This is a genomic window from Hymenobacter ruricola (assembly GCF_015694525.1).
GTDB lineage: Bacteria > Bacteroidota > Bacteroidia > Cytophagales > Hymenobacteraceae > Hymenobacter > Hymenobacter ruricola.
This window is the reverse complement of record NZ_JADQDM010000002.1, coordinates 750,755-771,507: the sequence shown is the minus strand read 5'-3', so window position 1 is coordinate 771,507 and position 20,753 is coordinate 750,755. Positions and strand designations below refer to the sequence as shown.

Sequence of the window (20,753 nt, the reverse complement as noted above, 5' to 3'; positions counted from 1 at the left end):
GAGCATAAAAATTTGACTCTGCCGCGCTGGCTGGTCAATGTGGAAGTTGCTTTATTGTCATGCTCACCAATCTTCAGCAGCATTTTCGCTTTTATCTGGCGTTGATACTTTCGGCTTTGTTGGCGCTGGGCATTCGGTTGCAGGCCGCGCCGCTGGGCTCGGCCCAGATGCCAGTTGAGCAGCCTGCCCGGCCCCCGGTGGCGCCGGCAGCCGCGGCGGTTACGGCGGCCCGCTAGGCCCGCGCCATACCCCAACGCAGCGCCTGGCCCGGCCGCAAAACCGGCAGATTCGGCGCCCGCGCGCTACCTTCCGGCGCCATGAAAATCCTTTTAGTTGAAGACGAGCCCTCCGTGGCGGCGTTCCTGCACCAGGGCCTCACCGAGCAGGACTACACCGTCGACCTCGCCGCCGATGGCCTCATCGGCCTGCGCCGCGCCCAGTCGGCGCACTACGACTGCCTGATTCTGGACCAGATGCTGCCCGGCCTCAGCGGCCTGGAAGTGTGCCGCCAGGTGCGCGCCCACGACCCCGGCGTGCCCATCCTCATGCTCACCGCGCTGGGCGAAACCGACGACAAAATCCGGGGCCTCGACGCCGGCGCCGACGACTACCTCGTCAAGCCCTTTGCCTTTGAAGAGCTGCTGGCGCGGCTGCGGGCCCTGGTGCGCCGCCGCACCGAAGCCCCCGCGCCGAAGGCCACCCTGCACTTGGCCGACCTCAGCCTCGACCCCGGCGCCAAGCGCGTGGAGCGGGCCGGCCAGGCCATTCAGCTCACCGCCCGCGAGTTTTCGCTGCTCGAATACCTGCTGCGCAACCAGGGCCGGGTGGTGTCGCGCGCCGATTTGCTGGAGCACGTCTGGGACATGAGCTTTGACACGGGCTCCAACGTGATTGACGTGTACATCAATTTTCTGCGGAAGAAAGTAGACAAAGGCTTCGACCCGAAGCTGATACACACGCTGGTGGGCATGGGCTATGTGATGAAGGTGGATTGACGTTAATGTGCTGATTATTTGATGTGCTGATGTGCTGTTTTTCAGCAGTGTTGATTAGTTAATAAAGCACATTGATACACCGAGAAAATCAATGTATCAGCACATCAGCACATCAAATAATCAGCATACTAGACAATGACCATTCGCCTTCGGCTTGCCCTGCAGTTTGGGATGATACTGGCGGTGATACTGCTGCTGTTTGCGCTGGCCATCTACTTCGCCACTCTGCAGTCGCGGCGTAATTTGTTTACCCAGAGCTTGTTCAAGCGCACGCTGGTGGTGGGGCACGCCTACGCCGAAGGCCACCGCAACCAGCACGAAGCCAGCCAGCACGCGCTCTACCGCCGCTACCTGCGCCAGCTCTACCGCACGCTGCCCGACGAAGAAGGCCGGGTGTACGACGCCGCCGACCGGCTGGTGTTTCGGGAAGGGCAGGGGGCCGCCAAGCCCGTGCCCAACGCGTGGCTGGCCGAGGTGCGCCGCAACGGCCGCGCCGTGCTCGAACCCGAAAAAAACTACCACGAAACCGTGGGCCTGCTCTATCACGACGCCCGCCTGGGCCCGCTGGTGGTGGTGGCCTCTTCCGTGGACGAAGACAGCCGCCAGCAGCTGGGCGAGCTGCGCCACCTGCTGGCCCTGGGCCTGCTGGCCGCCCTGGTGGTGATGGGCGGCAGCAGCTGGTTTTTTGCGGGCCGGGCCCTGCGGCCCCTGCGGCGCATGGTGCGCGAAGTGGACGGCATCACGGCCACCGACCTGGGCCAGCGCCTGACCCAGGGCGCCGGCAGTACCGACGAAATCGGCCTGCTCACCCAGCGCTTCAACCGGCTGCTCGACCGCCTGCAGGCGGCTTTTGCGGGCCAGCGCACCTTCGTGCGCGACGCCTCGCACGAGCTGCGCACGCCGCTCACGGCCCTCATTGGCGAGCTGGAAGTGGCCTTGCTGCAGGCCGAGCGGCCGCCGGCCGAGTACCGCCGCGTGCTGCAAAGCACCCTCGACTCGGCCCGGCAGCTCAACCAGCTCACCAACGGCCTGCTCCAGATTGCGCGGGCTTCCGACGACCCCTCGCAGGTGCCCATGGCCGAGGTGCAGCTCGACGAGCTGCTGCTGCAGGCCCACGAGCAGCTGCTGCGCCGCCACGCCACCTGCCGCGTCGACCTGGACTTTGGCGAGGGAGGGGACGCCGGTGCCGGTCCTTTTGCGGTGCTGGGCAACGAAACCCTGCTGCTGTCTGCGGTGCTGAACGTGCTGGACAACGCCTGCAAGTTTTCGGCGGGCACGGGCCGGCCCGTCACGGCCACGCTGGCCCGCAGCAGCACGGGCATTGCCCTGCAGGTGACGGACGAAGGGCCCGGCTTGCCGGCCGCCGATTTGCAGCAGGTGTTCGTGCCGTTTTTCCGGGCGGCGTCGGCGCGCGGGGTGCCGGGGCACGGCATTGGGCTGCCGCTGGCGGCCCGCATCATGGCGTTGCACGGCGGCACGGTGCGCCTCGAAAGCGAGCCCGGCCACGGCACCCAAGTGTGGCTGGAATGGCCTCTGCGCCACCGGTAAAGGCCGCTTCGGTGGTTTTAATTCCGTTTTAATTCGCCTTTAATTCAGTCTTAATAACGCCCCCGTAACCTTGCGTTGGACTCTCCGGGAACGATTCCGGCGGTTTGCTTCCGGCCACCGTCTCTTTTCGCCCTCTTCTGCCCTTCGCATCGGTTTATGCCCCAGGTTGTTTCGTCGCCGTCTCATACCGGTACCCCCATTTCTTCCGCCGCCAGCCCCGAGCCGGCCGCGCCCAGGAAGTCGTTGTTCAGCACCCTGGGCCAGGACGCGCCGGCGGGGCTGGTGGTATTTCTGGTGGCGTTGCCGCTGTGTTTGGGCATTTCGCTGGCTTCGGGCGCGCCCCTGCTGGCGGGCGTGGTGGCGGGCATCGTGGGCGGGGTGCTGGTGAGCTTGCTCAGCGGCTCGGCCGTGAGCGTGAGCGGGCCGGCGGCCGGCCTCACCGTGGTCATGCTCTCGGCCATTGCCACGCTGGGTTCCTGGCCGGCGGTGCTGGCGGCCACGGTGGTAGCGGGGGCCATTCAGGTGGTGCTGGGGCTGGCGCGGGCCGGCATCATCGCCCTGTATTTCCCGGCGGCAGTCATCCGCGGCATGCTGGCGGCCATTGGCATTATCTTGATTTTGAAGCAGCTGCCGCACTTCTTTGGGGCCGATGCCGACTATTTTGAGGACATGAAGTTCCTGCAGGTCGACGGGCTGAACACGTTCTCGGCCATTGGCGCGGCGGTGAAGGGGCTCAGCCCCGGCTCGGTGCTGGTGGGCGTGGTGTCGCTGGGCCTGCTGCTGCTCTGGAACACGGCCCCCGTGCGGCGGCAGGCGTGGTCGCGGCTGGTGCCCGGCGCCCTGGTGGCGGTGGTGGCCGCCGTGGCCATCAACCAACTGCTGAAGGCCGTGGCCCCGGAAATCCAGGTGCGCCCCGAGCACTTGGTGAAGCTGCCGGTGCTCACGTCGCTGGGCCAGCTGGCCGGCGAAATGACCTTTCCCGATTTCAGCGTGTTGCGCAACCCCGCCACCTACGGCGTGGCTTTCACCATTGCCATCGTGGCCTCGCTCGAAACCCTGCTCAGCGTGGAAGCCGTCGACAACCTCGACCCCCAGAAGCGCCACACGCCCACCAACCGCGAACTGCTGGCCCAGGGCGTGGGCAACATGACCAGCGGCCTGCTGGGCGGCCTGCCGCTCACGGCCGTCATCGTGCGCTCGTCGGCCAACATCGCGGCCGGGGCTCAAAGCAAAATGTCCGCCTTTATCCACGGCCTGCTGCTGCTGACCAGCCTGCTGTTTCTGGGCTCGGTGCTGAACATGATTCCGCTGTCGGCGCTGGCGGCGGTGCTGCTGCTGGTGGGCTACAAGCTCACCCAGCCGGCGCTGTACCGCACGCAGTGGCGCCTGGGGCGCGAACAGTTCATTCCGTTCATCATCACCATCGTGGCCGTGCTCTTCACCGATTTGCTGAAGGGCGTGAGCATTGGGCTGGCGCTGGGCTTCTTCTTCATTCTGCGCGACAACGCCAAAGCGGGCTCCTACCTGCGCCGCGACGAGTCGGTGGACAATGCCGAGAACCCCGACGCCCCGCTGCACCTGCGCCTGCCCGAGCACGTGTCCTTCCTCAACAAAGCCAGCATCGTGACCACGCTGGAGCAATTGCCCACCGGCAGCCAGGTCATCCTCGACGGCAGCCGCTCCGACGTCATCGACCACGACGTGCTCGAAGCCATCGAGGCCTTCCGGCAGGCCGCCCCGGCGCGCGGCATCAACCTGGAGCTGCGCGGCATCCGGCAGGTGGCGCTGGCCGGGCACTAGGCCGAACTCGGGCGGGCAATTATTCCGCGGTCCCGGCCCGCCGAGTGGTGCGCCGCTGAGGCGCTACCTTAGCCGCCCTTGCCCCTTGGCCGACAGCCTAATTTGGTTGCGGCCGTATATTCAGCCCACCGTTTGGCGCAGTCGCGCGGGCTGTCAACTTACCATTTTTCACGCTTATGGCTGGAATCAGCAAAATTCTCGAAAACAACAAGAAATGGGTTTCGGACCGCAACGCCAAGGACCCCAACTTTTTTAAGAACCTCGCCAATGGCCAACAGCCCAAATACCTGTTCATCGGCTGCTCCGACTCGCGGGTGCCGGCGTCGGGCATCACCGGCACGGGCCCGGGCGAGATGTTTGTGCACCGCAACATCGCCAACCTGGTGGTGCACACCGACATGAACCTGCTGAGCGTCCTGCAATACGCCGTGGAAGTGCTGGGCGTGCAGGACATTCTGGTGTGCGGCCACTACGGCTGCGGCGGCGTGGCCGCGGCGGCCAGCAACAAGCAGTACGGCCTGATTGACAACTGGCTGGTGAACATCCGCGACGTGATTCGGGCGCACGAAACGGAATACCTGCGCATCAAGGATGACACCCAGCGCGCCCGCCGCCTCGTGGAACTCAACGTGATTGAGCAGGTGCGCAACCTGGCCAAAACCAACATCATCCAGAACGCCATGCGCGGCGACAACCCGCCCCGCCTGCATGGCCTCGTCTACGACATCGCCGACGGCGTGCTCAAGGACCTCGAAATCAGCAGCGAGAAAGTGATGAGCGAAATCGAGTCCATCTACGCCACCGAGGCGGCCGTGCCCGAACCCGACCAGCCGGCCGACAACCAGGCCAATACCTACGAAGGCCCCACCGAGGACCCTGCCAAAGAAGTACCCGGCTTTGCCAAGGCGGCCAAAAAATAATCGTTTTCCCCGGCCCACCCGCCGCCCACAAAAAAAGCCTGCCACATTGTGCGGCAGGCTTTTTTGTGAGCTGGAATAGCAAGCAGGGCTTACTTGGCGGCTTCGATTTCGGCAATGGCCTTGTCGGTTTGCTCTTTGGCCAGGGCGGCGTTGGGGCCTTTGGCTTGCTTGTCGGCAATGGCTTTCAACTGCTCAATGACGGGTTTGTCGGCCCCGTACATCTTGTATTTCACGCCCATGGTTTTGAGGCGGGTGATGCCTTCCGTGATGGCGGTGGCGTCGTTGAGGCGCCCGGCCATCGTACCGATGGATTCCATCATGCCGAATTGCGTCTGCGGGCGGCCCGCGTCGAACTTGTCGCGCAGGTAGGCCCACTCGGCCACCCCACCGCCTTGGGCATAGGCCTGCGTCACGGCCTGGGCCAGGGCGCCGTTGCTGTCTTTTTCCAGGGCTTTGGCACGGGTCAGGGCCTGGGCGGGCTGCACGGCGGCCAGGCCTTTCAATGCAGCGGCTTGCACGCTGTATGACTGGCTGTTGAGGTTCTGGTTGAACAGCTTCTCGTCTTTCTTGTCCTTAAGCTGCGCCAACGAGTTAAGCACCTGGGCCAGCACCACCGTGTTTTTCTCGCTAGCTGCCAGCTTGCGGAGTGCGGGCGCGGCGGCTTTGGCCACGGTTTTGTCGTCCAGTTTCAGCGCCTGCGCGGCCGCGCCGCGAATGGCGTAGAACTTGTCGTTGAGAGCAGCCAGCAGCACCGCACGCGAAGCGGCGTTGGTGGTCTGGTCTTTCGCAGCGGCGGCCACGGCCTCGCGACGGTCCACGTACATGGGGGCGTGGCTGTACTGATAGGCAAACTCGGCGGCCGATTTGTTATCGGTTTTGTTCCAGAGCAGCTTCTTATTGGCGTCCACGTTCACCAGCTCGGGCTTGGCGGCCAGGGGCATGGTGAAGGTTTGGGTGGCCTCGGTCATCATCACGGGCTGGTGCATCACCTTGCCGCCCACGTAGTAGTCGATGGTGAAGGGCAGCTGGAAGGTCTGGCCGGTCTGAGTCTGCTTCACGGTCACGGACTGCACCTTTTTGGCCGCATCCCACGCGTAGTCGATGGTCACGACGGGGTGGCCGGGCGAGTAGTACCACTGGTTCCAGAACCAGTTTAAATCCTGGCCCGACACGGCTTCAAATGCTAAGCGCATCTGGTGCGCCTCGCCGTTGCCCAGGGCGTTGTCTTTCAAATATTTCTGCAAGCCGGCGAAGAAGACGTCATCGCCCAGATACGTCCGCAGCATGTCCATCACGGCGCCGCCTTTCTGGTAGCTCACCAAATCGAATACGTCCTCCTGGTTGTCGTAGTGGAAGCGCACGAGGTTTTTGGCGGCGTCGCGCGGGCTCATCAGGTAGCGGCGCAGGTAGGTGTAGTAGTGGGCGTCGGCGGCGTCTTTGCCGTACTTGTGCTCGGCGTAAAGGCCTTCTGAGAAGTCGGCCATCGTTTCGTTCACGGTGATGTTGCTCCAGCTTTCGGCCGTCACGTAGTCGCCGAACCACTGGTGAAACAGCTCGTGCGCAATCACCGACTCGCTGCTGTACTGGCGGTCGAGCAGCTCGCGGTCCGTCATTTGCACCTGCTCGCCGTGCAGGGTGGCGGTGGTGTTTTCCATGGCCCCGCTCACGTAGTCGCGGCACACAATCTGGGCGTATTTATTCCACGGGTACTCCACGCCGAGGCGGTTGGAATAGAACTCCAGCATGTCGGGCGTGTTGCCGAAAATCTGCTTGGCGAAGGGCGCGTACTTGGGCTCCAGGTAATAATTGACTTCCTTGCCGCGCCAGGTGTCTTTGTAGATTTTGAAGTCGCCCACCGCCATCATAAACAAATAGGGCGAGTGGGGGAGGTCCATTTTCCAGGTATCGGTGCGCAGGCCGGGGCCGGCGGGCGTGCTGCTCACCAGCTTGCCGTTGCTCAGCGTCACGTACTTGGCGGGCACGGTCATCGAGATTTCCTCGGTGGTTTTCTGGTTGGGCCGGTCGATGGTCGGGAACCAGGCCGAGGAGCCCTCCGTCTCGCCCTGCGTCCAGATTTGCACCGGCTTGCCGGCCACCGCGGAGTCGGGGTTGATGAAATACAGGCCCTTGGCGTCGGTAATGGCGGCCGAGCCTTTCACTTTCAGCTCGTCGGGCTTGGAGGTGTAGTCGAGGTAAATGGTGTATTCTTCGCCCGGCTTGAAGCTGCGGCCCAGGTTGATGCGCAGGTTCAGGCCATCGGCGTAGCTGTACTTGAGCGGGGTTTGCTGGCCGCCGCTCACCAGGGCCACGGCCTTGATGTCCATTCCTTTGGCGTCGAGGCGCAGCGAGTCGGTGGGGTAGGCGTGGGGCTTGAGCGTGACCCACTCTTTGCCGTAGAGGTAGCGCTTGGCGTAGTCGAAGCGCACGTCGAGCTTGGTGTGCACCAGGTCGTTAACCTTGGTGGCCGAGGCGCGGTAGGGCGATTCCGGCTTGGCGGCGGGGGCCTGGGCCTGGGCGGGGCTGGCGGCCACGAGGCCCAGCAGGCCCAGCAGGGAAAGATGTTTCATGAAGTAACGGCGGTGAGTGAAAATGGGAGTTCGCGCGAAGGACCGGGCAACGGCGCGGAGGTTGCCCGCCCCGGCCACGAAAGTAGCGCGGACTGTGTAGTCCGCGTCCCCGCGCCGTTCAGACGGAATCGTTCGGGTATCCGCCGGGGACGCGGACTACACAGTCCGCGCTACTCCCAGCCGTAAGTTTGCGGCCTCATCAATTTTCTGCTTAATGCGGCTCTCTCGCTACTCACCCTCTTTACTTCTAGCTTTCATCTCGGTTAACGCCCTGGCCCAGACGGCCGCCGATAGCGCCCGCAGCTTGCGCGAAGTCACGGTTTTTGCCTCGCGCCTGAGCCAGCCCGGCAACCAGACCGGGCACGCCGTCACGGTCATTTCCGGGGCCAGCGTGGCCCGCTACCCCGTCAATTCCCTCGATGACTTGCTGCGCTGCCTGCCAGCGCTGGAGATTCAGAGCCGCGGCAGCTTTGGGGCGCAGGCCGACGTGAGCATGCGCGGCAGCACCTTCAACCAGGTGCTTTTCCTGCTCGACGGCATGCGGCTGAACGACCCGCTCACGGGCCATTTTGGCGCCTACCTGCCCATCACGCCCAGCGAGATTGAGCAGATTGAAATCATCCGCGGCGCGGGCGCGGCCCTCTACGGCCCCGATGCCGTGGGCGGCGTCATCAACATCGTCACCAAGACCTTCGCCGCCTCCGAGCACCGCCGCGAGGCCGAACTGGCCAGCACCACCCTGCGCGGCGAGTGGAACCTGTGGCACACCAACACCGGCGGCTTCCTGGCCACCGATAAGCTGCGGCTGGGCGGCGGCCTCCTGCTGAACACCACCGATGGCCAGCTGCGCGACTACCCTGGCACCTCGCGCAGCGACGTGAACCTGAAAACCTACTCGCTCTCGGCGGCCTACGACCTCACGCCCAGGCTGAATGTGGCCGCCCGCGCCAGCCTGGACCGCCGCGACTACAGCGCCCAGTATTTCTACACCACGGCCATTGGCGACCTCTCGCGCGAAACCACCAACAAGGACTGGTACCAGGGCCAGCTGCGCTACCAGCCCACCGAGCGCGCCCGCACCGAAGCCCAGGTTTCGACCAGCCGCGGCACCGATTACTACCTCTACACGCCCACTTCGGTGGCCAGCGACCACCTCACGCACTACACCAACGTGCTGCTCAGCCACCAGCAGCAGTTTTCGGACAAGCTGCGCGCTACTTTGGGCACCCAGGCCGACCACCGCGCGGTGCTGAGCAACGACCGCGGCAACCACGACCAGTGGCACTACGCCGTTTTCGGCGTGGTGGCCCTCACGCCCACGGCCGGCCTGGCCCTCACCGGCGGCCTGCGCCTCGACCACGACCAGGCCTACGGCACCGAAGTGGTGCCCCAACTCAATGTGAGCCAGCAGCTGGGAACGGAACTGACCGTGCGCGGCGCCGTGGGCCGCGCCATCCGGGCGCCCGATTTCACCGAGCGCTACAACGCCAACGGCCGGCCCGGCGTCGTGCCCAATGGCTTCAACGTGGGCAATGCCGCCCTGCAAGCCGAGCGCACGATGAACTATGAGCTGGGCGCCGACTACCGCCCGCTGCCCGGGCTCACGGCCAAAGTAACCGGCTTCCTGCGCAAGGGCAGCAACCAGATTGACTACGTGCCCACGCCCGGCGCGCAAGTCATCGAAGCCAGCGGCCTTGCCAACCTCAACCCCGCTGCCACCTACCGCTTTGCCCAAAACCTGTTCGACGTGACCACCCGCGGCCTGGAAACGGAGCTGACCTACCAGCGTCAGTTCACGGCCAAAACCCGCCTGGACGGCAGCGTGGGCTACACACTGGTGAAGGTAAGCAATGCCGAAAACCTCGCCTCGCAATACCTGGCCAACATAGCCCGGCAGGTGGTTTCGGGCACGCTCAGCCTCACTGCCAACCGCTTCAATGGCAGCCTCAGCGGCTTGTGGAAGCAGCGCGATGCCAATGCCGTGGCGGCCATCAACCGCGTGCAAAACGCCGAGTACGTGGTGTTCAATGCCCGGCTGGAAGTGGCTTTACTGCCGCAGCGGCTGTGGCTCACCGGGCAGGTTCAGAACCTATTTAACGAGCACTACGCCGACTTGCTGGGCGCCCAGATGCCCACCCGCTGGCTGATGGGCGGCCTGCGGCTGGCCCTGCGCAAGTAGGCCGTTTTTCGGCAGCAAGGCCCCTCGGTTTGAACAAATCGAGAGGCCTTGCTGTATCTTTGCCGTATCAATTCTTTCCCCCAAAGGATTGTTTTTATACAGAGGCGCTGAGAGACAGGCTCGACGACGCGCCGGCAACCATTCAGGATACTCCTGAAACGGTGCCAACCGAAGGTCAGCGAAGCTAATTCCTGACCATATAAAAACAAGTTGCCGTGGAAGCCTCCAACAACCAACCCGTTTTTCTCGCTGCTTTTAGTGCCCGTCTGGCTGCCATGCCGCGGACTGGCATGGCGTGTTGTTGCTGTTGTTGCCTGGCCTAACCTGCCCCGGGTGAAACACCGCGGGTAGGTCGGCGCGAGCGGAAGCGGAATGCTTCGCGGCGCTGGCGTTCTAAATTTTTTGGGTTGTTGCCTGCTCTGGCCTTTGAGGGATGCGGCTTTGTGCCGTGCGCTCATTTGGCGGCTTGTGCTTGCGTCTGCTGCGGTTTCTGAGCGTCGTGGCCCGGCGGCAACTCAGCAGATTTTAGGCGCTTCAGAACCCATAGCAGGGCTTTATCTCATTTTTCCGGGTTCGCCGGCACTGGCGCATCGAAGCGCCGCCCGGGCCTTTTCACCGCATCATCCCCCTTCTTTTTTACCTTATGTCGCACTTGCAAAAGCCCATTGGCATCTACTTCGAGCACCCCGAATGGTTCAAGCCGCTCTTCGCCGAACTGGACCGGCGCGGGCTGCCCTACGAGAAAATCGACGCCGCGCATCACCTCTTCAACCCTTCCGAAAAAGAAAGCCGCTACTCGCTGGTGGTGAACCGGATGAGTTCCTCGGCCTACCTGCGCGGGCACGGGCAGGGCATCTTCCACACGGCCGGCTACGCCACGCACCTGGAGCGCATCGGCACGCGCATCATCAACGGCTCGGCGGCCACGGCCATCGAGACGAACAAGGCCCGGCAGCTCTCGCTGTTTGAGTCACTGGGGCTGAAATACCCGGCCTCGCGCGTCATCAACCACGCCTCCCGGGCGGTGGACGCGGCCCGCGAGCTGCGCTTTCCGGTGGTGGTGAAGGTGAACATCGGCGGCAGCGGCGCGGGCATCATCCGCTTCGACACGCTGGAAGGCCTGCAGGCCGCCGTGGACGCCAACCAGATTGACCTCGGCATCGACCAGACCGCGCTGGTGCAGGAATACGTGACGCCCCGCGGTGGCCACATCCACCGCGTCGAAACGCTGGATGGTAAGTTTCTCTACGCCATGAAGGTGTACACCACCGGCGAAAGCTTCAACCTGTGCCCGGCCGAAATCTGCCAGATTCCGGAAGAGCAGTCGGCCGAGTTTTGCCTGACGGAGGCACCGAAAAAAGGCATTCAGGTGGAAGCCTTCACGCCGCCGGCTGAGGTGGTGGCCGCCGTGGAGCGCATCGTGGCCGCCGCCAAAATCGACGTGGGCGGCATCGAATACCTCATCGACGACCGCACCGGCGACGTGCTGTTCTACGACATCAACGCCCTGTCCAACTTCGTGGCCGATGCCGTGAACGTGGTGGGGTTTGACCCCTACGCGCGGTTTGTGGATTATCTGGAATCGCAGCTGCCCGCTACTGCGGCGGCCACCGCGCAACGGGAGCTGGCCGCTGTTTAAGCTGCTCATCAGAAATAAATTGGCCGTCGACGCGGCGCGCAGCGAGGCATTCTTGCCGCTTCGTTGCAGCGAAGAATACTCACTTGGTGAGGATGCTTCGCTGCGCGCTAGCTGACGGTCTTTCATCAGAAAAACCGCTATGAAATTCGGATATTGGATGCCCATTTTCGGGGGCTGGCTGCGCAACGTGGAAGACGAGCACATGCCCACCGACTGGAGCTACGTGAAGCAGCTGGCGCAGCGCAGCGAGGCCTGGGGCTACGACCTCACGCTGATTGCGGAGCTGTACTTGAACGACATCAAGGGCACCGAAGCGCCCTCGCTGGAAGCCTGGAGCACGGCCGCCGCGCTGGCCGCCGTCACCGAGCAGCTGGAAATCATGGTGGCCGTGCGCCCCACTTTCCACAACCCCGCGCTGCTGGCCAAGCAAGCCGCCAACATCGACTTGATTGCGCCGGGCCGCCTGTCGCTGAACGTGGTGTCGAGCTGGTGGCGCGATGAGGCTACCAAGTATGGCCTGCACTTCGAGCAGCACGACGACCGGTACGCCCGCACCAAAGAGTGGCTCGACGTGGTGACCAATCTGTGGAAGCAGGACCATTTCAGCTACGAGGGCAAGTACTACCAGGTGGCGGATAACATCTTGCAGCCCAAGCCCGCCAAGGCCCCGTTCCTGTACGCGGGCGGCGAGTCGGAAGCGGCCAAGGACCTCATTTCGAGCCAGTGCGACGGCTACGTGATGCACGGCGACTCGCCCGAGCAAATTGGGGCGCGCATTGCCGACATGCGCCGCCGCCGCGAGCAGAAAGGCCTGCCGCCGATGAAATTTGGCGTGGCCGGCTACACGGTGGTGCGCGAAACCGAGCAGGCCGTGAAGCGCGAGCTCGACCGCATCACCAACGTGCAGGCCTCGGCCTCGGGCTACGGCAACTACCAGCAGTGGCTGGCCGGCACGCAGCTGGAGCAGCAGGTGTCGCTGCAGGATTACTCGGTGTCGAACCGCGGCCTGCGCACGGGCCTGACGGGCACGCCCGCCCAGATTCAGGACCGCATCGGCGCGTTCGGGCAGGTGGGGGTCGACTTCTTCCTGCTGCAAGCCAGCCCGCAACTGGAGGAGATGGAGCGGTTCTCGGAGTCGGTTATTCGGGTGCTGGCGTAGAGCGTCAATCAGTAGAACGGTCATGTCGAGCTTGTCGAGACATCTCGCGTGCAGCAAGTAATTCAATCGGGTGTGATTACTTCAGCACGCGAGATGTCTCGACAAGCTCGACATGACGGTATTATCACCGCTGTTCTTTTCGCAGTTAGCGCAATACTGCTTCATTTCAAGGCACCCCAACCGGGGTGCCCAAACAGTTCATGCTTAAAAAATCATTAGACCTGCTGCGCGCTGAAGCGGCCGAAACGGGGGCGAATACCCTCAAACGTAGCCTCAACGGCGTCAGCCTGATTGCCATTGGCATCGGCGTTATCATCGGGGCGGGCTTGTTTTCGCTCACGGGCATTGCGGCGGCCAACAACGCCGGGCCGGCCGTGACACTTTCCTTTGTGGTGGCGGCCGTGGGCTGCGCCTTCTCGGCGCTGTGCTACGCCGAATTTGCGGCGCTGGTGCCCGTGTCGGGCTCGGCCTACACGTATTCTTACGCCACCATGGGCGAGCTGTTCGCCTGGATTATTGGCTGGGATTTGGTGCTGGAATATTCGGTGGGCGCCGCCACGGTGGCCATTAGCTGGTCGCAGTACCTCATCAAGTTTCTGGGGAAGTACGGGCTGCACATCCCGGCGCGGCTGGTGATGTCGCCGTTTGAAAGTGCGAAGCTGGCTGATGGCAGCACGGTGTCAGGCTTCGTGAACGTGCCGGCCATGCTCATCGTGCTGGCCATTACGGCCATCGTGACGCGGGGCACCAAGGGCTCGGCGTGGTTCAACGCGCTGGTGGTGGCGCTGAAGGTGGCGGTGGTGCTGGTGTTCATCGCGCTGGGGTGGCAGTACATCGACCCGGCCAATTACCAACCCTACATCCCGGCCAATACCGGCACGTTTGGCGAGTTTGGGCTGAGCGGCATTCTGCGCGGGGCGGGCGTCATCTTCTTCGTATTTATCGGCTTCGACATCGTGGCCACCATGGCGCAGGAAACCAAGAACCCGCAGCGCAACATGCCCGTGGGCATCCTCGGCTCGCTGGCGGTGTGCACGGTGTTGTTCGTGCTGTTTGGGCACGTGCTCACGGGCCTGGCCAACTACACCGAGTTCAAGAACAACGCCGCGCCGGTGGCCGTGGCCATTGAGAAAACGCCCTACGCCTGGCTCAGCTCGGCCGTGATTCTGGCCATTCTCGTGGGCTACACCTCGGTTATTCTGGTCGATTTGCTGGGGCAGTCGCGGGTGTTTTTCTCCATGTCGAAGGACGGGCTGCTGCCGCCGGTGTTCTCGCGCCTGCACCCGCGCTTCAACACGCCGGCGCAGTCGACGCTGCTGCTGGGCTCGTTCATTGCGCTGTTTGCGGGCTTCGTGCCCATCTCGGTGGTGGGCGAAATGACGAGCATTGGCACGCTGCTGGCCTTCGTGATGGTGTGCCTGGGCGTGATGATGATGCGCCGGACCAACCCCGACGCGCCGCGCTCGTTCCGCACGCCGTGGGTGCCGGTGGTGCCCATCCTGGGCATCGTGGTGTGCCTCGTGATGATGGCCTCGCTGCCCTGGGAAACGTGGCTGCGGCTCCTCGTGTGGCTGGCGCTGGGCCTGGCCATTTACTACGGCTACGGGCGCAAGCACAGCAAGCTGCGGCTGGCACAGGAGGGTGGTTAAGGGTTAAGAGTTGGGGGGCGTCTGTCATCCTGAGCGCAGCGAAGGACCTTCTCACGTTTGCGGAAAATGAATTTATGCAATTCGTTCTCGCGTGAGAAGGTCCTTCGCTGCGCTCAGGATGACAGACGCCCCCCAACTCCTAACCCTTAACTGCTAATGCGTGGTCAGCCCGTTCGCATCCAACTCGTCGCTGTCGCGCACGCGGCCGAGGCTGCCTTCCAGGTCCACCACGTCATCGGCCGCGCCCGCGGGAGCAGATGGCGCGGCTTGCTTGTACACGTCCACGGCGGCGGCGGCGTCCAGGGTTTGGCGGGCACGGTTGGCTTCGTCCTCGGTGGCGGCGCGCACGGTGAGCACGGCGCTGTCGGCGTGGGTGGCGGTGGCGTGGGCCTGGGCATCATCGGCCGCGTTTTCGTTGCCGGCGAAGAGGTCGGTGAAGAAGCGGATGAAGCCGGTGCCCATTGGTTCTATGTGCGCGTCGGGGGCATCGGCGGTGGGAGCGGGGAGGTGTTCGGCGCGCAGGGTAGCGGAGGTGGCGAGGTGGAGGGCGCTGCCGGGGAAGCCGGCGGCCAGCAACTGCTCGGCGGCAGCCTGGGCTTCGGAAGCGCGGTTGAATAAGCCGACGACGGTACGGGCCATGAGGATGCGGGGAAGGTGTGCGGGTTCTACGGCGGGGCCGGGGGCGCGTTGCGGCGCTACCACACCGGCGGGCGGCGCAGAATCAGCAAAAATCGAGCTATTGCTATGCAATCGATGCCGGTATCGATGCCGGCATCGATTGCGCAGTTTAATGCGGCTAAACGCCTTGTGGCCTGTACCAAAGCGTCTACGTTTGGGGCTCCAGCCGGCCGTTTGGAAAGCGGCTTTCAGTACCCACCGTTACTTCCCAAAACCCACCATGCCATGAACAAACTTTTTGCTCTTCTACTCCTGGGCGCGTCGCTGACGGCCTGCTCCAAACGCAACGACCCCGCCGCGGCCGACGCCCCCGCCGCGGCGCCCGCTTCGGCCAACGCCAGCGTGACCGTGACCACCGAAACGGCCCTGAAAAACGCCATTGCCGCCGCCAACCCCGGCGACGTCATCACCGTGAGCGGCACCATCAACCTCACCAGCACCCTGCAGCTGCTGCGCAGCGGCACGGCCAGCGCCAAAATCAACTTCACCGGCGGCACCCTCAACTGCTCGGGCATCGCCTCGGGCTGGGGCGTGAAGGTGAACGGCAGCTACTGGAACATCACCAACATGACCATCAAGAACGCGCCCGACTGCGGCCTGGTGTTTCAGCTGGGCGGCTACAACTACGCCAACAACGTGACCACCACGGCCAACAAAGACTCCGGCCTGCAGGTGTACAACGGCGCCCACGACTGCAACATCACCTACTGCACCTCCACCGAAAACTACGACGTGGCCAACGGCGGCGAAAACGCCGACGGCTTCGCCTGCAAGCTCTCGGCCGGGGCCAACAACAAGTTCGACCACTGCACCGCCAACCACAACTCCGACGACGGCTGGGACCTCTACGGCCAGCCCTCCACCGTGAAAATCACCAACTGCACGGCCACCAACAACGGCTTTGGCGGCAGCGGCGATGGCAACGGCTTCAAGCTGGGCAGCGCGGGCCAGAACGTGGCCCACACCGTCACGGGCTGCACCTCGAGCAACAACAAGGCCAGCGGCTACGACGGCAACGGCAACACCGGCCACATCACCACCACCGGCAGCGGCGGCTCGGGCAACGGCAAAACCTTGTTCTACCGCATCTACTAGGCGCGGGCGCCGCGCCAAACCGGGCCGGTTGGCACACACCGCATCGGGCAGGACGCTTCGCGAGGGGCGTCCTGCTTTTTGGCGTAAGGGCCGGGCCGGGGCGGGGGCCCAATGCCGGATTATTCCGCTACCTTACCGCCCGGCCGGGCAAGGCGCCCGGCCCGTTGCACCAACCCCCCCCCCCGTCTACCGCATGGCCCAGCCCAAGTACGCCGCCCGGTTCGAGAATTTCTTCCTCAACCTGCGCCTCAACCGCGACCAGTTTGCCGACATGGCCGCCTTCACCCTGCAAGCCCTGGAGCAGGACGACAACGACGCCTTCGCGGCCCCGGCCAAAGCCCTCGGCAAGGCCCTGGCCAACTACCGCGCCACCCACGCCGGGCAGCTGTCCGGCGCCGGGCAGGCCGCCACCATCACCCTGGGCCAGGCCCTGGCCGATTTCAAGGCCTACGTGAAGCGGCTGGAGCGCAAAGTCATCAACCCCACCTACGACGAGGGCAGCGCCGACCTGAAGGCCATCTTCCCCCAGGGCCGCCCCGCCCTCACCAAAGCCGCCCAAACCGAGGTCGAAGACGCCTTCGCGGCCTTCCTCGACGCCCTCGACGCCCGCCCCACCGTCTTCACTTCGCCCCTGCGCACGGAGGGCCGCGGCCTGCTGGAAGTCCTCAGCGAAGCCCTCAAGCGCACCGACGGCGCCGCCAAAACCACCGACACCCAGCGCCTCGACCTGCACGACGGCCGCGAAGCCACCTGCCTGGCCCTGTTTCGCGCCTACCTCGCCCTGCTGCTGGAATACGCCGAGCAGCCCCGGCGCGCCGCCGCGTATTTCGATTTCAGCAACGCCGATACGGGCGGCGGCAAGAAAGCCAAACTGCCCGCGGCTTAGTACCGGAAGGCGCGTAAAAAGCTGTTTTTGCCGAAAAGCCCGTTGCCGAGCTCCGCAACGGGCTTTTTCGTGCCAATTTGCCCACTCCGGAGCTCCGGAATAGGCTCCGCCGCGTGGAAACGGCCGTCGCGGAGCTCCGCAACGGGCTCCGCCAGACGAAAACGGGCGTTGCGGAGCTCCGGAGTGGGCTTCGCCGGCTGCAAATGGGCGTTGCGGAGCTCCGGAGTGGGCTCGCCGGCGGGGAAGACGCTATTGCGGAGTTCCGGGTTGTTATTTTGAAGCATGAAGCTACTCCTGGTTTTTATGCTTGCCTCATTGTTACAGCTGGGTGGCCTTACCCCAAGTGCAGCCCAGGCCCGGCGGGAGTTGCTACGCTCCGTGAATGCGCCCGGCGTGGTGCCGGTGCAGGACAGCTTGTTCATGGACGAAGCAGAAGTGGCCAACATCCATTGGCTGGAGTATTTGCATGCGTTGAAAAAAGACTCTTCTGAAGCCTTCTATCAGTCGCAGCAGCCCGATACCATCCGCTTGCGCCGGTGGCTCTATGCCCGGCATGATACCCTTAACGCGAACCCATATTACTATTACGGGTATCGGGATTTTTACTACTTCCCGGTGGTTGGCATCAGCTACGAGCAGGCGGTAAACTACTGCCGTTGGCGCACGGCGACGGTGCAACGGGGATATCTGCAATCGGCGGAGTTCAAAAAGAAACACAAGAAACTGTTGGCGCAATATGAGGTACGCGTCACCTACCGCTTGCCTACCATAGCCGAATGGGAAGCCGCCGCCGCCGGTGGCCTCGACCCGATTAAGGCGCCTTTTGGCGTGTTGCGCCCGCCCACGCCGGGCACTGCGCGCTACAAGCACCAATTGCTGCGGAAGAGCAACGATTTTGATAAGTGCCTGCCCCGTATCGCCGGAGCCCAGCCCGCTGATGAACCCATTTTTAAGATGGAATTCACCCTTCTTGAAAAAGCTTATGTGGGGCGCACAATGGCCCCCTTTCGCTGCAACTCCCAACAAGCAACGGATTTGTTTAATGGAAGATATGGCGGTGGAGCCTTTCCGCAGTACCTCTATGCCCATCCACCCAACGGCTTTGGGCTGTTCAACATGATTGGCAACGCAGCCGAATTAACTGCCACGCCTGGCGTTGCCAAAGGCGGCTCGTTTGAGCATTCCGTTCTGGAGTTCACCCTGAAAACGGGTTTCCCATACGACGGACCACGCGAGTGGCTCGGGTTTCGGTGTGCTTGCGTGGTGGAGCTGCGCCGGAAGGCTCCAGTGAAATAAACCGCCCGGCATTGGCCATTCCGTTAACCGGGTAAGCCCAACCATTCGCGGGCCAAACCCCGCCACTCGCCGCCTACCGCCGTGGGCCCCCGCTCCAATTGCACTATGTTGCGGTAAAATTTCCCCTTCCTGTTCCCTCGCCGGTCGCCTATTCCGCCATGAACTCCACCGCCCAGTACCACCCCGAGCTCATCCCGGCCTACGAGCCCCAGCGCCTGGCGGCCCTGCGCCGCTACCACGTGCGGAGCGTGACCGGCAGCGAGGCGTTCGACACCCTGGTGGCCATTGTGGCGCGGCTCTTCAACGTGCCGGTGGCGCTGCTCTCGCTGGTGCAGGCCGAAGACGTGCACTTCCTCGGCAACGCCGGCCTGCCCGGCGTGGCCGCCGTGCCCCGCGCCGACAGCCTCTGCGCGGTGGCCATCCTGCAAGACGGCATCACCCTGTTTGAGGACCTGCTGCAGCGCCCCTGCCACCTCACCACCGACGCCGCCGCCCAGAACTTCAACCTGCAGTTCTACGCCGGCTGCGCCCTGCGCACGGCCGCCGGCATGCCCATCGGCGCCCTCTGCGTGATGGACCGCCAGGCCCGTCCCTTCTCCATGCCCGAGCGCACCCTGCTCCACAACCTCGCCGAGGTGGCCATGAGCCTGCTCGACCTGCGCGCCGCCCAGTCCGACAACCCCGCCCTGCTGGCCCAGCTGCGCACCGTGCTCGACGAGCACGTCAGCCAGTCGCTCGACCGCATCGACACCCTCGCCGGGCTAAGCCAGTGGGAAACCCCCGACAGCGAAGAAGCCCGCGCCTACCAGCAGTCCAGCCTCGACGAGGCCGCCCACATCACCCGCCTCATCCAGCAGGAGCTGCAGGCCACGCTCCGGCGCCTGGGGCAGTAGGGGCGGCCGGCCCGTGGGCCAGCCGCGCCGTGTGCAGAACGCGCCGGTTCGGCATCGACGGAAGCAGTACCTTCCGGCCGCTTATGAAAACCGCCTTTGCCCTCTGCCTGCTGCTACTGGCCTCCCTCGCGGGCCGCGCCCAACCCGGCGTCACCTTCGAGATTGAAACGCTGCCCAAGCCCAAAAACCACGTCTTTCAGCTCTCGGCCCAGCAAGTAGTGGGCGCTTGGCGGGCCGACGTGGAAAAGACGTCGCCGCTGCCCGACAGCCTCGCCTATTTCGGCGACAACCCCGTGCTGACGGGCTTCCTGACGGCCTACAAGGAGCACCGCCCCGTGGTGCTGTCGCCCGACATGGTGTGGCTGCTCATCAGCCAGGGCTTTGCGCGGCACGTGGCCACCAACGCGGCCCTGCTGCAACACGAGCTGGTGGGCTTTGAAGGCAAAAAGAAGTTAATTGTGGCCGTGACCGACATTCAGGTGGGCAACCCGGCCAGCCACTGGGAGCAGGTGTTTCCGCAGTTCAACGCCCAGATTGCCGACTACGCCGGCCCGGACCTGACCGCGGCGCTCACCTGCGACTTCAGCACCACCACGCCCGTCACGCGCGTGGCCAGCCAAATCACCGTCATGGAAGCGGTGAAGTCGTACTTTGAGTACGAAGTCATCATCCTGGGCTGCGGCATTCCGCGCGTGACGCTGGAAGGCACGCCCGAAGACTGGGAAAAAGTGCTGCGCAAAACCCAGTACCTCTCGCGCTACCAGCTGGGCTGGTGGACGTCGGAGCTGGAGCCCATCCTGCGCGAGTTCATCAGCACCGCGAAAGGGCACGGCCGCAAGCAGTTTTGGATGAACATGGTGAAGGCCCACACCGAGAAGAAGTACGGCTCGCCCACCACCATCGACGGCTGGATAGTGAAGTTTTACCCCTTCACCAACAAGGGCCAGCGCACCCAGTTCAAGCCCATCAAGCACATCGGCACCTTGGCCCCCGAACTGGTGAAAGTGCCCTTCATCCTGAAAGACGAGCCCGCGCGCAAAACGTACAAGATGGAGTTCTGGGCCGGCTTTGTGGGCCTGCGGCAAGACCGCGCCTCCTACGCCCTGCGCCCCGAAATCGCCTGGGCCGTGGTCAACAAAGAGCATTTCAACGCCAGCCATTCCGAGTTCCGCAACACCACGGAAATCGAGGACCTGTCCATCAGCCACGTCAGCGTCGTGCCCGAAGACATTTACGCCCTGAAGCGCATCGACAAGCTGCACCTCAATTTTCTGAAAGACATCGTGGTGCCCGACGAGCTCACGCGCATCAGCATCGGCACGCTCTGGCTCACGGGCACCATCGCGCCGGCCGAGGCCCAGCGCCTGGTTGCCCGGTTTCCTAACACCACCGTCTACATCAACGGCGCCCCGCGCTAAGCCGCCCGCCCCAACAAAAAGGCCGGCCGCA

General features: G+C 64.0%; 16 protein-coding genes and 1 riboswitch. Of the genes, 14 read left to right on the top strand and 2 right to left on the bottom strand.

The genetic code is table 11. From position 1 onward, the window contains the following. Window positions 1–59: 59 nt before the first annotated feature. The 5 genes from I2H31_RS07405 (at window position 60) to I2H31_RS07385 (ending at window position 5,263) form a co-directional block, all read left to right on the top strand. The gene (locus I2H31_RS07405; protein ID WP_196292349.1) at window positions 60–236 is read left to right on the top strand and encodes a hypothetical protein; all 177 of its coding nucleotides are present in this window, start codon (window positions 60–62) and stop codon (window positions 234–236) included. 81 nt (window positions 237–317) lie between these two features. Further along, window positions 318–995, top strand: a complete 678-nt coding sequence (locus I2H31_RS07400) for a response regulator transcription factor (RefSeq protein WP_196292348.1) — start codon at window positions 318–320, stop codon at window positions 993–995. A 135-nt stretch (window positions 996–1,130) separates the two neighbouring features. Continuing rightward, window positions 1,131–2,543 carry a sensor histidine kinase gene (locus I2H31_RS07395; protein ID WP_196292347.1) on the top strand — a complete coding sequence of 471 codons (1,413 nt, stop codon included), beginning with the start codon at window positions 1,131–1,133 and terminating at the stop codon, window positions 2,541–2,543. 156 nt (window positions 2,544–2,699) lie between these two features. Beyond that, window positions 2,700–4,343, top strand: a complete 1,644-nt coding sequence (locus I2H31_RS07390; protein ID WP_196292346.1) for a SulP family inorganic anion transporter — start codon at window positions 2,700–2,702, stop codon at window positions 4,341–4,343. A 176-nt stretch (window positions 4,344–4,519) separates the two neighbouring features. After that, window positions 4,520–5,263: a carbonic anhydrase gene (locus tag I2H31_RS07385; protein ID WP_196292345.1), complete on the top strand. Its 744-nt coding sequence runs from the start codon at window positions 4,520–4,522 to the stop codon at window positions 5,261–5,263. Between the two features lie 89 nt (window positions 5,264–5,352). Here the strand turns inward: I2H31_RS07385 and I2H31_RS07380 are convergent, their stop codons facing one another. Next, entirely contained in the window at window positions 5,353–7,830 is a 2,478-nt protein-coding gene (locus I2H31_RS07380; RefSeq protein ID WP_196292344.1) for a M1 family aminopeptidase, read from the bottom strand. A gap of 214 nt (window positions 7,831–8,044) precedes the next feature. On the opposite strand from I2H31_RS07380, the gene I2H31_RS07375 reads away from it, so the two are divergent. The 4 genes from I2H31_RS07375 (at window position 8,045) to I2H31_RS07360 (ending at window position 14,456) form a co-directional block, all read left to right on the top strand. Further along, the gene (locus I2H31_RS07375) at window positions 8,045–10,009 is read left to right on the top strand and encodes a TonB-dependent receptor plug domain-containing protein (RefSeq protein ID WP_196292343.1); all 1,965 of its coding nucleotides are present in this window, start codon (window positions 8,045–8,047) and stop codon (window positions 10,007–10,009) included. A gap of 91 nt (window positions 10,010–10,100) precedes the next feature. After that, window positions 10,101–10,215: riboswitch (SAM riboswitch) on the top strand. Window positions 10,216–10,652: 437 nt separating this feature from the next. Beyond that, window positions 10,653–11,648 (top strand): ATP-grasp domain-containing protein, encoded by a 996-nt coding sequence (locus I2H31_RS07370; RefSeq protein ID WP_196292342.1) that lies wholly within the window; start codon window positions 10,653–10,655, stop codon window positions 11,646–11,648. A 139-nt stretch (window positions 11,649–11,787) separates the two neighbouring features. After that, window positions 11,788–12,807, top strand: coding sequence for an LLM class flavin-dependent oxidoreductase (locus I2H31_RS07365; protein WP_196292341.1), 1,020 nt, complete (start codon window positions 11,788–11,790; stop codon window positions 12,805–12,807). A 200-nt stretch (window positions 12,808–13,007) separates the two neighbouring features. Further along, the gene (locus I2H31_RS07360; protein ID WP_196292340.1) at window positions 13,008–14,456 is read left to right on the top strand and encodes an amino acid permease; all 1,449 of its coding nucleotides are present in this window, start codon (window positions 13,008–13,010) and stop codon (window positions 14,454–14,456) included. 153 nt (window positions 14,457–14,609) lie between these two features. On the opposite strand, the gene I2H31_RS25465 is transcribed toward I2H31_RS07360, so the two are convergent. After that, window positions 14,610–15,095: a hypothetical protein gene (locus I2H31_RS25465; protein ID WP_196292339.1), complete on the bottom strand. Its 486-nt coding sequence runs from the start codon at window positions 15,093–15,095 to the stop codon at window positions 14,610–14,612. Window positions 15,096–15,359: 264 nt separating this feature from the next. On the opposite strand from I2H31_RS25465, the gene I2H31_RS07350 reads away from it, so the two are divergent. The 5 genes from I2H31_RS07350 to I2H31_RS07330 all read left to right on the top strand — a co-directional run bounded on the left by I2H31_RS07350 (window position 15,360) and on the right by I2H31_RS07330 (window position 20,722). Beyond that, complete coding sequence (locus I2H31_RS07350) at window positions 15,360–16,229, top strand: right-handed parallel beta-helix repeat-containing protein (RefSeq protein WP_196292338.1); 870 nt, start codon at window positions 15,360–15,362, stop codon at window positions 16,227–16,229. Window positions 16,230–16,422: 193 nt separating this feature from the next. Next, complete coding sequence (locus tag I2H31_RS07345; protein WP_196292337.1) at window positions 16,423–17,115, top strand: hypothetical protein; 693 nt, start codon at window positions 16,423–16,425, stop codon at window positions 17,113–17,115. A 282-nt stretch (window positions 17,116–17,397) separates the two neighbouring features. Next, entirely contained in the window at window positions 17,398–18,411 is a 1,014-nt protein-coding gene (locus I2H31_RS07340) for an SUMF1/EgtB/PvdO family nonheme iron enzyme (RefSeq protein ID WP_196292336.1), read from the top strand. Window positions 18,412–18,569: 158 nt separating this feature from the next. Continuing rightward, complete coding sequence (locus I2H31_RS07335; protein ID WP_196292335.1) at window positions 18,570–19,304, top strand: GAF domain-containing protein; 735 nt, start codon at window positions 18,570–18,572, stop codon at window positions 19,302–19,304. Between the two features lie 83 nt (window positions 19,305–19,387). Next, window positions 19,388–20,722 (top strand): DUF4419 domain-containing protein, encoded by a 1,335-nt coding sequence (locus tag I2H31_RS07330; protein WP_196292334.1) that lies wholly within the window; start codon window positions 19,388–19,390, stop codon window positions 20,720–20,722. The last annotated feature ends 31 nt before the right edge of the window (window positions 20,723–20,753 follow it).

Bases quoted from the DNA above. Each gene is read 5' to 3' on its own strand.
- I2H31_RS07405 (WP_196292349.1), top strand. From the start codon at position 60: ATGCTCACCAATCTTCAGCAGCATTTTCGCTTTTATCTGGCGTTGATA.
- I2H31_RS07400 (WP_196292348.1), top strand. From the start codon at position 318: ATGAAAATCCTTTTAGTTGAAGACGAGCCCTCCGTGGCGGCGTTCCTG.
- I2H31_RS07395 (WP_196292347.1), top strand. From the start codon at position 1,131: ATGACCATTCGCCTTCGGCTTGCCCTGCAGTTTGGGATGATACTGGCG.
- I2H31_RS07390 (WP_196292346.1), top strand. From the start codon at position 2,700: ATGCCCCAGGTTGTTTCGTCGCCGTCTCATACCGGTACCCCCATTTCT.
- I2H31_RS07385 (WP_196292345.1), top strand. From the start codon at position 4,520: ATGGCTGGAATCAGCAAAATTCTCGAAAACAACAAGAAATGGGTTTCG.
- I2H31_RS07380 (WP_196292344.1), bottom strand. From the start codon at position 7,830: ATGAAACATCTTTCCCTGCTGGGCCTGCTGGGCCTCGTGGCCGCCAGC.
- I2H31_RS07375 (WP_196292343.1), top strand. From the start codon at position 8,045: ATGCGGCTCTCTCGCTACTCACCCTCTTTACTTCTAGCTTTCATCTCG.
- I2H31_RS07370 (WP_196292342.1), top strand. From the start codon at position 10,653: ATGTCGCACTTGCAAAAGCCCATTGGCATCTACTTCGAGCACCCCGAA.
- I2H31_RS07365 (WP_196292341.1), top strand. From the start codon at position 11,788: ATGAAATTCGGATATTGGATGCCCATTTTCGGGGGCTGGCTGCGCAAC.
- I2H31_RS07360 (WP_196292340.1), top strand. From the start codon at position 13,008: ATGCTTAAAAAATCATTAGACCTGCTGCGCGCTGAAGCGGCCGAAACG.
- I2H31_RS25465 (WP_196292339.1), bottom strand. From the start codon at position 15,095: ATGGCCCGTACCGTCGTCGGCTTATTCAACCGCGCTTCCGAAGCCCAG.
- I2H31_RS07350 (WP_196292338.1), top strand. From the start codon at position 15,360: ATGAACAAACTTTTTGCTCTTCTACTCCTGGGCGCGTCGCTGACGGCC.
- I2H31_RS07345 (WP_196292337.1), top strand. From the start codon at position 16,423: ATGGCCCAGCCCAAGTACGCCGCCCGGTTCGAGAATTTCTTCCTCAAC.
- I2H31_RS07340 (WP_196292336.1), top strand. From the start codon at position 17,398: ATGAAGCTACTCCTGGTTTTTATGCTTGCCTCATTGTTACAGCTGGGT.
- I2H31_RS07335 (WP_196292335.1), top strand. From the start codon at position 18,570: ATGAACTCCACCGCCCAGTACCACCCCGAGCTCATCCCGGCCTACGAG.
- I2H31_RS07330 (WP_196292334.1), top strand. From the start codon at position 19,388: ATGAAAACCGCCTTTGCCCTCTGCCTGCTGCTACTGGCCTCCCTCGCG.